This window comes from Pseudomonas syringae group sp. J309-1 (assembly GCF_032582135.1).
GTDB lineage: Bacteria > Pseudomonadota > Gammaproteobacteria > Pseudomonadales > Pseudomonadaceae > Aquipseudomonas > Aquipseudomonas quasicaspiana.
This window is the reverse complement of the sequence record NZ_JAWHNU010000039.1, coordinates 47306-63340: the sequence shown is the minus strand read 5'-3', so window position 1 is coordinate 63340 and position 16035 is coordinate 47306. Positions and strand designations below refer to the sequence as shown.

At 59.3% G+C, this 16035-nt stretch carries 12 protein-coding genes; 11 read left to right on the top strand and 1 reads right to left on the bottom strand.

Going from position 1 to position 16035, the window contains the following annotated elements; all coding sequences use genetic code 11:
* Positions 1-89 precede the first annotated feature (89 nt).
* The gene (gene yegS / locus RX972_RS19560; protein ID WP_231666551.1) at positions 90-998 is read right to left on the bottom strand and encodes a lipid kinase YegS; all 909 of its coding nucleotides are present in this window, start codon (positions 996-998) and stop codon (positions 90-92) included.
* Between the two features lie 482 nt (positions 999-1480).
* On the opposite strand from yegS, the gene RX972_RS19555 reads away from it, so the two are divergent.
* The 11 genes from RX972_RS19555 to RX972_RS19505 all read left to right on the top strand — a co-directional run bounded on the left by RX972_RS19555 (position 1481) and on the right by RX972_RS19505 (position 15806).
* The gene (locus RX972_RS19555; protein ID WP_027901625.1) at positions 1481-2917 is read left to right on the top strand and encodes an undecaprenyl-phosphate glucose phosphotransferase; all 1437 of its coding nucleotides are present in this window, start codon (positions 1481-1483) and stop codon (positions 2915-2917) included.
* Positions 2917-4371 carry a mannose-1-phosphate guanylyltransferase/mannose-6-phosphate isomerase gene (locus RX972_RS19550; RefSeq protein WP_316877667.1) on the top strand — a complete coding sequence of 485 codons (1455 nt, stop codon included), beginning with the start codon at positions 2917-2919 and terminating at the stop codon, positions 4369-4371. The genes RX972_RS19555 and RX972_RS19550 overlap by 1 nt, the downstream gene beginning before the upstream one ends.
* Before the next feature lie 144 nt (positions 4372-4515).
* Positions 4516-5316, top strand: a complete 801-nt coding sequence (locus tag RX972_RS19545; protein WP_049827074.1) for a polysaccharide biosynthesis/export family protein — start codon at positions 4516-4518, stop codon at positions 5314-5316.
* 15 nt (positions 5317-5331) lie between these two features.
* Positions 5332-7326 carry an exopolysaccharide transport family protein gene (locus RX972_RS19540; protein ID WP_316877666.1) on the top strand — a complete coding sequence of 665 codons (1995 nt, stop codon included), beginning with the start codon at positions 5332-5334 and terminating at the stop codon, positions 7324-7326.
* A 1-nt stretch (position 7327) separates the two neighbouring features.
* Positions 7328-8506, top strand: coding sequence for a glycosyltransferase (locus RX972_RS19535; RefSeq protein ID WP_316877665.1), 1179 nt, complete (start codon positions 7328-7330; stop codon positions 8504-8506).
* 1 nt (position 8507) lies between these two features.
* Positions 8508-9842: a cellulase family glycosylhydrolase gene (locus RX972_RS19530; protein WP_231673835.1), complete on the top strand. Its 1335-nt coding sequence runs from the start codon at positions 8508-8510 to the stop codon at positions 9840-9842.
* Positions 9843-9845: 3 nt separating this feature from the next.
* The gene (locus RX972_RS19525) at positions 9846-11075 is read left to right on the top strand and encodes a glycosyltransferase family 4 protein (RefSeq protein WP_316877664.1); all 1230 of its coding nucleotides are present in this window, start codon (positions 9846-9848) and stop codon (positions 11073-11075) included.
* Complete coding sequence (locus RX972_RS19520; RefSeq protein ID WP_027901618.1) at positions 11066-12166, top strand: glycosyltransferase family 4 protein; 1101 nt, start codon at positions 11066-11068, stop codon at positions 12164-12166. Before RX972_RS19525 ends, RX972_RS19520 begins: the two co-directional genes overlap by 10 nt.
* Entirely contained in the window at positions 12166-13572 is a 1407-nt protein-coding gene (locus RX972_RS19515) for an O-antigen ligase family protein (protein ID WP_231677590.1), read from the top strand. Before RX972_RS19520 ends, RX972_RS19515 begins: the two co-directional genes overlap by 1 nt.
* Positions 13569-14390, top strand: coding sequence for an acyltransferase (locus RX972_RS19510; protein ID WP_316877663.1), 822 nt, complete (start codon positions 13569-13571; stop codon positions 14388-14390). Before RX972_RS19515 ends, RX972_RS19510 begins: the two co-directional genes overlap by 4 nt.
* 9 nt (positions 14391-14399) lie before the next feature.
* Positions 14400-15806: a lipid II flippase MurJ gene (locus RX972_RS19505; RefSeq protein WP_316877662.1), complete on the top strand. Its 1407-nt coding sequence runs from the start codon at positions 14400-14402 to the stop codon at positions 15804-15806.
* The last annotated feature ends 229 nt before the right edge of the window (positions 15807-16035 follow it).

The following is a 16035-nucleotide window of genomic DNA, read 5'->3' as shown; positions in this document are numbered from 1 at the left end:
TCCGGCTCCTTTCAAAAGTGAGGCGCTGTAAAAGCGCAACCAATAGAAGCAGTGAAAGCTGTAATGGATATGTACACAGCGCAACTATATCAACCAGAAACCCGGGCCGTACCGCCAAACAACTCAGACCCCACTGGCAAGTGAACCTTCAAAGCCGCATGACGCGCCGAGAAACGCAGGTTCTCTCCAGACAACGGCTCGCCATCCAGATTAATGTCCAGCCCCTGTGCCGACTTGAGTTCAACCCACGGCAGCCGTGCGCGGATGAACATATTGTCGATACCCAGACCGCCCTCCAGCAGACTCCTGAGCGTACCGACCACTTCCTGCGGCGCAGGCAGAATACTGATGTCCAGCAGACCATCATCGACCAGTGCCGACGGGCACAACACATGCCCGCCACCGGCCTGGCGACCGTTACCGATGCCCAGCGCCAGCAAATCGCCGCTCCAGTGGAAATCCGGTCCGCTCAACTCGCCATAGGCCGAGCTCAGCTCGCTAAAACGCGTCAGTCCAGTAAAGAGATACGCCGCTCCACCCAACACCTTCTTCAAATCTTCAGACGTATTCGCCGTGACCTGACTGCCAAAGCCGCCGGTTGCCATGTTCAGGAACACCTTGCCATTGACCTCACCCAGATCCACCGGGCGGGCAGGCACATCCAGCAGATCGAGCGCAGCGTCAGGCTCCAGCGGAACACCCGCTGCCCGGGCGAAGTCGTTGGCAGTGCCCAGCGGCATGATGGTCAGCTCAGCGTCGGTGTCGGCGTTGGCCAGCGCTTCTGTAACGTCGCGCAAGGTTCCGTCGCCGCCACCCGCGATGATTTGCGAGTGCCCTGCTGCCAGCGCTTCGCTGACCAACCGCTGAGCATCGCCGCCCTCCCACGTCAGACGGACGTCGAGCTCCCAGCCCTCGCGACGTTTTCGGGTCACGGCCTCACGCACTTCTTCGTTAAGTGCCTGCTTGCCATGCAAAATCAAAAATGCCCGTCGTGTCATTGCTACTCGCTCCCCTGAGTTCATGCGCACTATGTTGACCGCAGCGGACAGAAAAAAGCCCTTCCGAAGCAGATAATTTTTTAATGTCTCCTGCGCAGTGGACGATCCCCCCGAAAACGTTAGATCGGATCGGGAATCTCTGGACCTTGCGACGGCGGGCATAACCTCTAAAGGGAAAAAATCGAAAGAGAATCAAATGCGCACAATGATTTTATTTAGCTCTTGAGCTTTACTGCCGATATACCCTCGTATGAGGGAGTGCCCACGTTATTTAGGAACAATACCTACCCAACTAAAGTATTAGGCCTACACCCCTTTTGTAATAACAGTAAAAATCAGCATCACTTGACGTGCAGAAGCCAAATAAATGGCTATATTCACCAAGCACGTCAGGAAAGGACATTTTATTGACTTCAACTTGAAAGCGCTTCGTATGTGGATCGCAGCTAAGTAGTCACGGACCGATGAAGTGAGGAAGCGTTATGCGATTGCAGCCTGTTAACAGCCTCCTGCAAACCAGAACCAGTTTGATTGTGTATTTTCTTTTCGGTATTCGTCTTGCGCACGGGATCACCAGCATCCTGCCAGGCGTGCTGATATTCCTTTTTTCCAGAGAAAGCCTTTCTGACGTACCGCAGAGCTACTTTGCGGTATTGGGCTTCTATGGCCTGTTATGCGTCCTGATATTCCAGACCCTTGGGGTTTACTCTGAAGCGCTGTTCAGCAACGCGCTACGCTTTCGCCTGATTATTGTGGCCTGGTCCGCCGCGTTCTGCCTGCTGCTGTTCTTGCATAAGTCTCTGGCGTTCTTCGACTACCTCACCGACGATCATCTGGTGATGTGGTACATCGCCAGTCTTGCCCTGTTCTGCGTCGAGCGGCTGTTCATGCTGGTGCTGTTCAGGCACCTGATGCAAAAAGGTTTCTTCCTGCAGAACGCGATCATTCTGGGTGCCACTGAGAACGGCAAGCGGCTGGCTGAGTACCTGCTGGACAATCAGGATATTCGCTCCGGAGTCAGCGGCTTTATTGACGACCGAATCGGACGTTTGCCCAAGACTATGGCCGGTCTGCCCCTGCTGGGTAACAGCAACGATCTGGAACGTCTGATTCGCGAAGAAAAGGTCACTCAGGTGCTGGTCGCCCTGCCATGGTCGGCGGAAAACCGCATGGACTACATCATCCGTGAGTTGCGCCGTTTGCCGGTCAATGTGCTGCTGGTGCCGGACATGGTCGCTTTTCGCCACGCGCACAACCGGATCACCGAAGTCGCCAATCTGCCGATGTTCAATGCCTCGGACGTTCCGCTTTCCGGCTGGTCGCCTTTCTTCAAGCGGCTGGAGGACATGCTGCTATCGAGTCTGGCATTGGTGCTGTTGTCACCGGTCATGCTCGCTATCGCGGTTGCAATCAAACTGGACTCACGCGGCCCGGTGTTGTTCTGGCAAAACCGTTATGGCTACAACAACCGCATGATCAAGGTCTGCAAATTCCGCTCGATGTATCACCACCAGAGTGATGCAACCGCAGCGCAACAAACCACCCGGGATGACGCAAGGGTCACACGGGTCGGGCGCTTCATACGCAAAACCAGCCTGGATGAATTGCCTCAGCTGTTCAATGTGATTGCAGGCAGCATGTCCATGGTAGGACCTCGCCCCCATGCAACGGCCACCAAAGCGGCCGGGATTCTCTTCGAGCAAGCGGTGAAGGAGTACACGTCACGCCACAGGGTCAAGCCGGGCATTACCGGTCTGGCGCAGATCAATGGCTATCGTGGTGAAACAGACACCGTGGAAAAGATCGAAAAGCGTGTGGAATTCGATCTGGAGTACATCGAAAACTGGTCCGTCTGGTTCGACATCTACATCCTTCTGCGCACTGTTCCTGCAGTGCTCTTCACTCGTGAGGCTTATTGATGAGCATCCTCATCCCCTGCATTATCGCCGGCGGCGCCGGTACCCGGCTGTGGCCGGTCTCGCGCGAAGCCATGCCCAAGCCTTTCATGCGCCTTCGTGACGGAGAAAGCCTGCTGCAGAAAACATTCAATCGGGCCGTGGGCCTGCCGAATGTCGAGCAATTGCTGACCGTGACCAGCCGGGAAGTCTATTTCCGTACGGTTGACGACTACCGTCAGCTCAACAAGACCAAGGTAAAACTGGATTTCATCCTCGAACCGTTCGGTCGTAATACAGGGCCCGCACTGGCGGCGGCTGCGTTGCACGTGTCCAGGTTATATGGCGACGATGCGCAATTGCTGGTCCTGCCTGCCGATCACCTGATCGCCGATGTCGAAGCGTTTTCCAAAGCGGTCCAGGCCGCCCGGGTGCTGGCGGACGATGGCTGGCTGGTGACGTTCGGCATTCTGCCCAGCAAAGCGGAAACGGGTTTCGGGTATATCGAAAAAGGCCAGTCGCTCAACAACGACGGCTATCAGGTCGCACGCTTTGTCGAGAAGCCAGACGCGACCACTGCACAGGCGTATGTGGATGGTGGTCTGCATCTGTGGAACGCGGGCATGTTCTGCATGCGCGCCGACAGCCTGCTCAACCAATTCGCCAAACATGCGCCGGAAGTCCTCGAAACAGTCAAAGCCTGCCTGGAACTGAGTCCCAGCAAGGAAGGCAATAACGAGTTGCAGATCGAACTGGACAGCGAATCCTTCGCCAAAGCGCCGGACATTTCCGTTGACTACGCCCTGATGGAGCGCTCGCAAAAAGTGGCCGTGGTGCCTTGCGAACTGGGCTGGAACGACATCGGCTCTTGGCAGGCCGTGCGTGAGCTGGTGCCTGCCGATGCTCAGGGTAACCAGTGCAACGGGCCGACCGTGCTGCATGACGTGAGCAATTGCTACATCGACTCCAAACGTATGGTCGGCGGCGTCGGCCTGGATGACCTGATCATCATCGACACTCCGGATGCATTGCTGATCGCGGACGGCAAACGCAGCCAGGATGTGAAATTCGTTGCTCAGGAGCTCAAGCGCCAGGGCCACGATGCCTATCGCCTGCATCGTACCGTCACCCGCCCCTGGGGCACTTACACCGTGCTCGAAGAAGGCAAGCGTTTCAAAATCAAACGCATCGTGGTTCGCCCGCAAGCTTCGCTGTCGCTGCAGATGCACCACCACCGCAGTGAACACTGGATCGTGGTCAGCGGCATGGCCCGCGTCACCAACGGCGAACGTGAATTCATGCTCGACACCAACGAATCCACGTTCATCAAACCGGGTCATACCCACCGGCTGGTCAACCCGGGGGTGATTGATCTGGTGATGATCGAAGTGCAGAGCGGCGAGTATCTGGGCGAAGACGACATCGTACGTTTCACTGATGTGTATGGCCGGGTAGCGGCACCAACCCCGGCCTCATGACCTTCTGGATTTTATTAACCAAATTGACGCACCTGACGATATACCTCTAGAGCGGCACGCGCTGTGCACGCACGCACCATGCAACAGGGATGACAGCGGTAATCCGCCTACATGATTGGTTTACCCGCAACGGGAGTTGTATTCATGCAAGACAGGAGTTTGGGGGTGGTCAGAACTACCTTGCTGGTGCTGGGCCTGTTAGTGGTCAGCGCCTGCAGCACCCCGGCACGTGTGGGTTTGCCAGACGACCCCGCACAGATTGAAGCCGGTAAAGCCGCAGGACGCGCGCTCGCCGGCAAGCCGTTGCCACCGCAACGCGTGCGACCCGGTGATACCTTGCGCATCGTACGCAACACCGGCGAAGCACCGTCCATTTCCGCTTTTACGGCGAACTCCATCTACGAACTCACACTGTTCCAGGTGCTCAACGACGGCACGTTCAGTTATCCGTATATCGGTTCTGTGCAGGCTGCCGGCATGACCTTGCCGCAATTGACCGAACACCTGCAGAGCAAACTGCAGGACGTCTACCGCGAAACCGCGATGACCATCAACATCTCGCAATCGCCCGGCAACACCGTTTTTGTCGGTGGCGCGGTGCGTAATTCGACGGCCCTGCCCGCCACGGTTGCCACCACACTGGTTCAGGCGATTGTCGGTGCCGGAGGGGTTGCCAATGACGGAGACGCGACGATGGTTGCCCTGCTCCGTCAGGAAGACAACGGTCTTTACAAGACTTACTTTTTCGACTTCAGCAAGCTGCTCTGGGCAGACAGTTCGGGGCCGCGCGGCCCGGTGCTGTTACAGCGCGGCGATGTGGTGTTCGTGCCCAAGTCAACAGTGGGTGACAAGGCCGACGGCGTGAATCTGTATTTCAACCAACTGATCCCTTTTGCCAAGTCACTGGGTTTCGGCGTGAATTACAACCTGCGCAGCGAAAACTAAAGTCAGGGAAAAGACATGATCAACATCCGTTCACTGCGCGACTTGCTGCGCCTGTTCTTCATTTTCAAACATGAAGTTCGACTGACCGTCATGGTCACTTTCATCATCATTGTGCTCGGTGCCTTTTTACTGCCCAACCGCTACGAATCCACCGCACTGTTGCTGGTAAAGCCAGGTCGCGACAGCAGCACCGTGCCCATCGAGTTCGCCGACCGTCAGGCCATCGTGATTCCCAGCGCCCAGCGCGATCCGATCCTCGATGAGGAGCGCATGCTGACCGGTCGGCCGATCATGCGTACGGTTGCCGAAAAATACCTGGCGGAAATATCCAAAGCCGAACAGGAGCAAGGTGTTCTGGCCTCGATAAAGAACCTGCTCAAGGACACGGTAGGCTCGGTGATTGGTGTGTTTCGAGGTGCATTGCAGCTTATTGGCCTGGTCGAAAAGCGCTCGCCGGAGGAGCGTCTGGCAGAGGATCTGTCGAAAAACTTCAAAGTCAGCCATGACCCTGGCTCGGCGGTAATGGAACTGACCTTTTCCTGGAATGACCCGAAGGTCGCCAAGGATGTTCTGGAAGCCTGGATCTCCGAGTACGAACAGCAACGTACCCGTGTGCTCGGCCGGGTCAGTCTCTATCAATTCTACGAAACCGAAGTTAAAGCCACTCAGGCGCGGATTCTCAGCTACAAGAAGCAAATCCAGACGTACCTCAATCAACTGGGTGCGGTGAGCATTGCCCAGCGTCTGGCCGATACTTCCCAGGGCCTTAACGACCTGACCACCGAGCGCAACAACACCCTGCGCTCGATCGCCTCCACCAAGGCGGGCCTGGACAAGCTACAGGAGCAGCTCAGGCAACAGTCGAAAACGGTCAGTGCCGGTCGCGAACTGAGCCTCAACCCTAACCGTCAGGATTTGCAAAACCGTATCAACGGCAAGGAAGTCGAACGCCAGGAACTGCTGCGCTCCTTCAAGGAATCGGCCCCCCCGGTTCGTGCGCTGAATCAGGAGATCACTAACCTGAAGGCACTGCTGACCCAGCAGGATGCAACCATCCAGCGTTCAGAAAGCATCACCCCCAACCCGATCTACAATCGGATGCAGAACGTGCTGGCCGACCAGCAGGCTAGCTACGCCCGCCTGCAAACCCAGTTGACGCAGCAAAACCTGCAACTGGCGCAGTGGGAAAAAGGCCGCCAACTGGCGCTGAATCTGGAGCCGGAGATGTCCCGCCTGCAGGGCGAACTGGACGCCGCCGAGAAGAGTTTCGCCCTGTACAGCAGCAGCCTCGAGAAAGCACGCATCGACCGCGAACTGGATCGCAGTCAGATCAGCAACATTGCCATCATCGAGCAGGCCACTTTCAACCCCAGTCGGGTCTTCCCGAAAAGCATGTTGATGTTGATCCTGGCATTCCCATTGAGCATCGGGGTAGGCCTGGTCGCGATGTACTTCTTCTACCTGCTGGATCAACGGATCCACGACGGTGACAAGATCGAGACCCGTTTCGGCGTGCCGGTCTGGACCAGCCTCCAGGAACTGGGCAACGCAGAAGACTCACGCAATACCGCGTTCACGGCCAGCCTGCACAGGCTGTACGGAACCCTGCCTTTGCGGCAGGTCGCGGAAAAGGGTCTGGCGCTGGGGTTTACTTCATCTCACGAAGGCGGAGGTGTCAGCTTCGTCATCGGCCATCTCGCCAACCTGCTGCAGGAGCAAGGCTACAGGGTGCGTACCGAAGGCCCTGGTCCGGCGGTTCCGGGTGAAATACTGCTGATTGATGCTTCGAGCATTTTCAGTAACCAGAATGCCTTTGCCCTGCTGCGCGATTCCGACCTGATTCTGCTGATCGTCAAAGCCGAAGAAACCACCGTGCCGATGCTGGAAAACGTGCTGGCAACGCTGCATACCGCGTTCAAGAAAGTGGATGGCATCATCATCAACCGTCGCCGTTACAAAGTGCCTAAACGCGTGATGGATTACCTCAAACGCTTCCAGAACCGAGGCTGACATGCACATTGCCCTACTCGCGCCACTACCGCCCGAGCAGAACGGCATAGCCGACTACGCCGGGCACCTCAAACATGCGCTGGAGCAACTTGGCGTGCGGGTCAGCACGCCGCTTGCGGGGGTCGGCAACGACCAGATGCGTGCCGTTCAACGGGTGGCTGAAACCGATTGGCAAGGCATCGATCTGGTTCATGCCGAAATCGGCGGCGGCCGACTCGCGGAGTTTCATGCCCTGCGCACCTTGCGCAAACGTTTCCCGCAACTCCCACTGACGGCGACCGTGCATGATCCGGAGCGCCTGGTCTGGCGACGGGCCAAGCTCCCATGGCCACTGTCTCTGGCCAGCTCGCTGCCCTCGCCGCTGCCGGAAATCGCCACGGTCATGGCCGACCCGCTGTGCCTGCGCGAAGAACGCCAACTGGCGCGCAGCATGACCCGGCTGGTGACACTGACTCAGGCAGGAGGTTTGGCATTGCGTCAGCGCATGGGCTTGCGCGAGGAACAGATGGCAGTCATTGCCCATGGCAATCTCCCCATCACGCCTGTTTCTCTGCCGCCGCTGCACACCATGCGCCTGCTGTACTTCGGTTTTATTTATCGCGGCAAGGGTATCGAAGACCTGCTGGATGCCCTGGCCGACCTGTTCAACCGTCAGCCACAGTTACGCTCCCGGGTGCGCCTGACCCTCGCCGGCGGCAGCGAGCCGGAGATGGCCTTCGGTCCGTCCGGCAGCTATCTGGACCAGTTGCGCCTGCGCATTAAACAGCTCGGGCTGACCGACGTGATCGACTGGAATCTGGACCTGCCAGCGGAGGCCATTGCGGATGTCATTCAGGCCCACCACGTCATGGTCTTGCCGTACCGCGAATCCAGCAAACTGAAGCTGCTGGGTAATTTGCGCGGCACCAGCGGCGCGCTTTCCTGGGCCGTGGCGTGCGGGCGCGGGGTGATCACGTCCGATGCCCGCTCGTTTGCCGAAGAGGTGTCCCACGGCAACGGCATGATTTTCCCTCAAGGTAATGTCGCGGCCTTGAGCGCGGCTTTGAATGAAGTCTGCGCGGTACCGGAACGGGCCCAGCAATGGGCCGCGCAGGCCAGAATCCTTGGGCAGCAACGGGTCTGGAGCCAGACCGCCGAGCGCTTCCGTCAGCTGTTTCAAAACGCATGCGAGGCCGACTGAGATGAAATCTGCAGCGGGTTTGTGGTTGGCCAGTGTGCTGGCCTGTTCGGCGCTGGTGTCTGACTGGATACCCGATGCACAGGCGGCAACCGTCCTGCGTGCACCCCGCGCGGTTGTCTGGCAGGACTTTCTGGGCGTCAACGCGCAGTTCCAGTATTTTTCACCCGCGATGTACCAGCAGCAGATGGATCAACTGGATGCGCTGGGCCTCAACTGGGTACGCTTGACCATTCACTGGCCGATCATCGAGCCCGAGCAGAATCAGTTCGACCTGGTTGATCTGGACGGCGCAATGGCGACCATGAACACCCACCACTACAACATCCTCGCGTATCTGGTCGGCTCTGCGCCTTATGTCAGCAGCGCTCCTGAGGGCGTGCCAAGCCGCGACCAATACCCGCCCCGGGATTTCAACGTGTTTGCCGCGCGCATGGCCTCGCTGGCACAGCGTTATCCGCAGGTCGACAACTGGCAGGTCTGGAATGAGCCCAACATTATCTGGCTGCCTAAAGAAGACCCGGTGGCCTACGACACCCTTTTGACGACAACGGCCGATGCGATCCGCAAAGCCGAACCGGACAAGACCATCGTCACTGCGGGCATGGCCTACTACAGCCAGATGCACAGCACCCCGGGTTATATGCTGCAAACCCTGGTGGATCGGGGTCTGGGGACCCGCAACATCGTGGCCGCCTATCACCCGTATTCCGAGTATCCGGAAGGTGACTCACCGCCCGACCGGGATTTTCTGATCAAAGCCAACGCCATGAACAACCTGCTGCACAGCAACGGCGTCAAGCAGGTGTGGGCCACCGAATGGGGCTGGTCGAGTTACAACGGCCCGGTGGAAATGCAGGCGATCATCGGTGTGCAAGGCCAGGCCGACTACACCCTGCGCCGCCTGGCGCTGATGAGCGCGATGGATTACCAACGGATATTCCTGTTCAACCTGAGTGATCTCGACGAACGCGCCAGCGCCCGGGATCAGGCTTACGGTCTGCTTGATCTGCAGGGCAATCCGAAACCGGTCTACACCGCCCTGAAGAATTTTCTGACCATCACCGGCCCGCGTCTGGAGCCTGCCGATCCGCCGGGCGTCAGCACGGTACCCGCCGATCTGTATGCCGTGCCCTGGACCCGCAGCGACGGCACACGGCTGCTGATGTTCTGGAGTGCTACGGGCACCACCCTGACGTTTCCGGCGATCAAATCAGCGGTCATTCACGATCCGTTGAGCGGCACGCGCACCGAAGTGGGCAGTACCGACAATACTCAGACCCAAGGCGTCAGCGTGGCCCTCAAGCCGACCTTGCAAATTCTGGAATGGAAACCCTGAGCGATGCGAATTCTCTGGACACTACCCTACATGCCCTGGCCTACCACCAGCGGCGGCAAAACGCGGGAATACCACCTGCTGCGCAATCTGGCTGCGCGTGGCCACCAGATTACGTTGCTGGTGCAGTCCAAGACGGACGTCGATCAAAGTGCCCGTGACGCGCTGGAGCCTTGGCTGGAACGGTTGATCGTCGTGCCGCGCCGTCCGCTCAAAAGCCTCAAGACGCTGATGGCGATCGCCGTGGCGCCAGCGCCCATGCTGGCCTGTATCAACGGCTATGCACCGCGCCTGAGCGAGGTCTTCGAAGGATTGCTGGAGGAGCACTGGGATGTGATCCAGCTTCAGCATACGTACGGTTTCGAACCCCTCGAAAAGCCCCTGAGACGATCCGGCAAGCCGTTCGTGATGACCGAACACAACGTTGAATCGGCCATGGGCGCTACCAGCTACGACCGGCTGCCGCGTTGGGCAAACCTGTTCGCCAGCTATGATCGCTGGCGTTATCGCCACTGGGAAAGCCGGGTGTTCCGTCAGGCCGATCAATTGATCGCGGTCACAGAAGACGACGCCAAGGAAATCTCCCGACTCAGTGGCAAGGCCACTGCGGTGGTCGTCAACAGCGTCGACTGCGGCTACTACGCCCAGGTCAAGCCGGACCCTTACAGCAATCGCCTGCTGTTCATTGGCAACTACGAATACGGCCCCAACGTGGACGCTATCGAATGGGCCCTGAGCGAAATCATGCCGAAGGTCTGGCAGCACGCGCCCACCTTGCGCTTCGTGGTGTGCGGCTTCGCCTTGCCCGAATCGTGGCGTGATCGCTGGCCTGATCCACGCATCGAGTTTCAGGGCTTCGTCCCGGACCTGCGAGCCTTGCAGAACAACACCGCGATATTTTTCGCACCACTACGTCAGGGCGGCGGCTCCAAGCTCAAGGTGCTGGAAGCCATGGCAGCCGGGTTGCCGGTGGTCACCACCGACCAGGGCAGCTCGGGGCTTGCCGTGGTCAACGGCGAGCACTATCTGGGCAGCGAAGACCCTCTGGAACTGGCCCGGATCATCACCGAAGCGATTGAACAACCCGCGCGTCTTGCGCAGATCGGCGAAGCCGGCCGCAAATACGTGCAAAACCACCATGACTGGTCGGTATCTGCCGCTCAACTGGAGCGCATTTACACCCGACTGACGCCCGCCAAAGTCAAAGCCGAACAGGAGCCGCGCCCATGCGTATAGGACTGGATTACCGGCCAGCGACTGGCTACCCGAACAGCGGCATCGGCCGCCAGAACATCGCCCTCGAGGAAGCCGCGCGAGCCAACCCCAACACCCAGGTGCAATTGTTCAGCGTAGCGCCGTTCGACCACCCGATCCGCCGCCTGGCCTACTGCCCGAAATGGTCAACCCCTCTCAACGGCATCCACCGACTGCCGGAACGCTTGCGCTTCGAAGGGTTGTTTTTGCCCAAGGCCCTGCGCGACGCGGAAGTACAGGTGTACATCTGCAACATGAACATGGGCCTGCCCCTGGGCCGCAAACCCGAGGGTATGCGTTACGTGCTGCAGTTGCAGGACCTCTTCCAGCTGACCCTGAAAAACAGCCATGGCTCACAGCTCAAGGCGCGGATTTACGGCGTCACCGATCGGCTGTCCATCGCTCACTCACTAAAAGTCGCGGACCGCATCTGGACGCCCTCGCAATTCACCGCCGATGAATGCATCCGCCTGTTTCCCGAGACCCGTGACAAGTTGCGCGTATTGCCCGCGCTGGTCAGCGGCTGGAGCGATGCGCCTTCGGACCTGCAAGGCTGGACGCTGCCGGAACGTTACTGGTTGTGCGTCGGCACCCGAGAGCCGCGCAAGAACATGGGCTGGTTCATCGATGCCTGGCAAAGCGCCCGTCGCCAGTTCGAGAACGTGCCGGACCTGATCCTGATCGGCGCACCGGAACACTTGCCTCCCGCACAGCAGGCGTTGCCCGGACTGCACTTCCTGAGCGATATCACTGATGCCGAACTGCACGCCATTTACGCCCGGGCCGACCGCATGTGGCAGCCCTCCTATGCCGAAGGTTTTGGCTTGCCGGTCGTGGAAGCACTGGGGGTCGGCACTCCCGTAGCCGTGGCCAGCGGTTCCTCACTGGATGAAATCACCCCGCCCGGCAGCCCGCGCTTTTCACCTACCGACACCGGTGCGCTGATCAACCTTATGGGCACGTTGGCCAACACTGAAAAGGAAGACCCTGAAGTACTCAAGACCTGGGCTGCCGGATATGGACCCAAAGCTTTCAACCAGCGCTTCGATGAGCTGATCGAGGAGCTGCGCTGATGCCATTGGCAATGCCCGTCGGCTTGCTCTTCGGTCTATTGTTTGGCGCGATGTTCTGGCTGTTGCCTGCGTTCAAGGTGGTGGCGGCGATGATCGGCGTGGTCGCCGTCGCCACGGTGATTCGTCGTCCCCTGCGTGGCTTGCTGCTGTTTGGCGTGCTGGCCACGTTTTTGCCTTACTCCACCGTGAATGTCGGCATTCGCACGACTATTTCCGAAGCACTGCTGATGCTGGTCTGGGCGGCGTATCTGGCGCACCGGATGTTCACCGACCCGCCACGAGTTCCACCGTTGCTGCGTACGGAACGGCTGCTGATTGCGCTGATGCTGTACAGCGCTCTACCGTTTATCGTCGGGCAATTGACCATTACTGCGCTGGGCAACGGCCCCATCAACTGGGTGCGCTGGCTGTTCAATCTGTCGGCTCTGTTTCTGGTGCCGCGCTTGCTGGATCAGCAGAAATACCGTGAGCAAATGATCTGCGCACTGCTGCTCGGCACGCTGTTGCTGCTGTTGCTGTCGATTCCGGTGTTTCTGAAAGCGCGCACGGCCGTCGCCATGATCCCGGTCCTTGGGGTTCTTGGTTATGGCGGCGTCGACGTGCTGAACGAAAGCCTGCTCTCGCTGGCCGACCGAATGGGCACACCCTGGATGCACCCCAATGTCGCGGGCGGCGCCATGGCGCTGATTGTGCCGCTGGGGTTCTGCATTGGCATGACCCGCAGCGGCTGGCCGAGATCACTGGGTTTTGCCGTCGCGATTCTGGGCAGCATAGGTCTGTTGCTGACCGGTTCTCGCGGAGCCTTGGTCAGCCTGGCGCTGGTCATGATGTGGATGGCCCGCAAACGAGTGCCTTTCATTGGCCGTGTCCTCATGGGCGGCGGCGTTGCCGGGGCATTGCTGTTGATGTTCTATCCGCCGTTGCAGGAACGGATTTTCACCCTGTTCACCAACGACGACACCAGCACCGCGATTCGCTTCCTTGAGTACAGCAACTTCCCCGACGCCATGGCCAAATTCCCCATGGGCATTGGTTTCAAGATAGACCCGCCGGTGCCAGGTGCAACGCTGTTCGGGATTTCCAACCTGTGGCTGAACTTCATCTACAAGATGGGCATTCCCGGCATGTTGCTGTTCATTGCAGTGACCGTCAGTTGGTGGCGTGAAACCCGCCCGGCAGACGGTTTCATCACCCTCACCCATGACAACGCCATCTGGCTCGGCACCACCACCGGCCTGCTGGCCGCGTTGACCAGCGGCCTGTTCGATCACTATTTCAGTTTCACCAGCGTGCTCATCGCCGTGTTCTGGCTGATGCTGGGTATCAATCTGCATGAGGCAAAACGCTTGAAAAGCCAGGCGGCCCTCGTTCGACACGCCTTACCGGAGCAGGAAATCAAATCATGAAACACCGTCTGATGCACTCCCACGACCTGCACCTGGCCTTGCCTGAGTACGCGCGCAAAATGGGCGTTGAGCTTGAAGAGCTGCAAAGCGCTTATGAATGGATGCTCAGTCACGACGTGTGCTTTGAAACCACGATCAAGGGCCGCACGCTGTCGTTCATCAGCTACCTGAATATCGAGCCGCGTATTGAACACCCGCTGGCCCGACGCTTCTATCGCTTGCTGGCCACGGAAATGCCCGGCGCGTTGATTCCGCTGTACGGAATCAACTGGCCCACCCTGCGCGACCGCATGCTGCGCACGTGGGAACAGGCTTACAACATTCTGATCTGCAAAATCCCCAGCCACACCTTGCGCCTGACCTGGCTACGTATTGGCGGGGCTAAAATCGGCAAGGGCTCCAGCGTGTGGCGCAACACCGAAATCCTTGGTGTCGACAGTTTGCGCATCGGTGAAGACACCACCATCGGCTGGCATTGTCAGCTGGATGCGCGAGGCGGTTTGATCATCGGCGACCACGTAACCGTCGCGTCCCACGTGCTGATCATCGCAGGCGGTCATGACCTGCAGGCACCGGAATTCTGGGCAGTCGGCGGGCCGGTGCGCATTCATGACTATGCCTGGATCTGCAGCCGCGCCCTGCTCTCTTTCGGCGCTGACATTGGTGAAGGTGCCGTCGTGGGCGGCGCTGCCGTGGTCTCCAAACCCATCCCGCCCTACGCCATCGTCAGCGGCCCGAACGCCGAAATCAAAGGCGAACGTGCCCGTGGCCTCAATTACAAAGTGGGCGGCAAAGGCCTGTTCGCTTTGTTTCACTGAGGCTGATGCATGCTGGGTTCAACGCTGTGGCTCACGCTCGCCACGCTCACCGGGCTGGCTGCCGGATTTGCCCGGGAATGGCTGCTGGTGGCCGCTTGGGGGGCGGGCGCGCAAAGCGACGCGTTTCTGGTCTCGATGTTTCTTCCAGAAGCGTTGCGCATGGCCCTGGCTGCCGGATTGTTGAGCGCGGCTGCGTTGCCGTTGTATCAACAGCGAGACCTGCTCGCCCAACAGCGCTGGCTGAATGCCCTGGCGCCACGATTGCTGCTCTGTGGTCTGGCATTGGCGCTGCTGTTGAGTCTTGGTGCACCGCTGTGGGTGCGTGGCGTGGGGCCTGGGCTGGATGCCAGTGGTTACGCGCTGGCGGGCGGCAGCCTGCAATGGCTGGCATGGTGCGCGCCGGGCTTTCTCTTGCACGCGTTGCTGTGTGTACCGCTACAGGCGCGCTCGCGTTTCGTCATGGCCGGGCTGGGTTCGTTGCTGTTCAACCTGCCACCGGTGATCTACCTCGCCGTCGCCAGCCATGCAGCGACGCCAGTCGGCCTGGCATTGTCTTGCGTGCTGGGCAGCTTACTGATGCCCGGCACGCTGCTGCCGACGTTATATCGCATGGGCTGGAAACCCTGGCATTGGCAGGCTGAACCCGGCATCGGTCGGGAACTGCTGCAGCGCATCGGGCCGCTGCTGAGCAGTAACCTCGCCAGTCAGGGTCTGGCACTGCTGGAAAGAATGGTCGCTTCGTTGCTGGGCGAAGGTGCCGTGACGTGGATCAACCTGGCGCGCAAGCTGATCAACCTGCCGCTGATTGCCTTGATGAGTCTCAATCAGGTGCTGCTGGGTTTGATGAGCGGCAGTGCTGCCGATCAGCGTCTGGTGCTGCTGCGCAAGGGCCTGAGCAGCGCCACGTTGCTGACCCTGCCCGCCATCGCCGGCCTGATCGGCGCTTCCGGGGCGCTGGTGGTATTGCTGCTACCAACCCTGGCCCATGACGGACCGTTGCCGGAACTGCTCGCCTGGTTCGCCGTACCGCTGATGTTCGGTGCCTGGAATGCCTTGCTTGCGCGTTACGCTTACGCGGCTGGCGATACCCGCATGCCGTTGAACTGCGAGCTGATCGGCAACCTGTGCAACGCCCTGCTGCTGGGTGTTTTGCCGTTTTTCTTCGGTCTGATCGGCATCGCCATTGCAGCACTGATCGGCGCAATCATGACCGGCCTGCTGCTGATGCGTCGCCAACAATTGCTGACGTTTGTCCCCTGGCAAAGCCAGTGGGCGCTGGGCGCCGCGGCCATGCTGATCGCGGCGCTGGTGCTGCACCCGATCAGCAACACCTGGCTGCAATTGGGGTTGAGTTGTGCGTATGGCGCATTGTTGTTGATTGGCCTCGCGGTATGGCTGAGGCCTTGGCGCAATTGACCCTTTTGACACGATGCTTTTGTGGGAGCCGGGCTTGCCCGCGATACATGAGACGAGGCTGGAAGACTGCACTGCGTTATCGTTTATCGTCCTGTCCGGATGAGGCTCGGCCAAGGCACCGCTCACAAATATTGGTACTCACCTGTAGGAGTGAGCTTGCTCGCGATGAACGATGACACGGTGTAGCTGACAAACCGAGTCGTCTGCATCGCGGGCAAGCCTCGCTCCC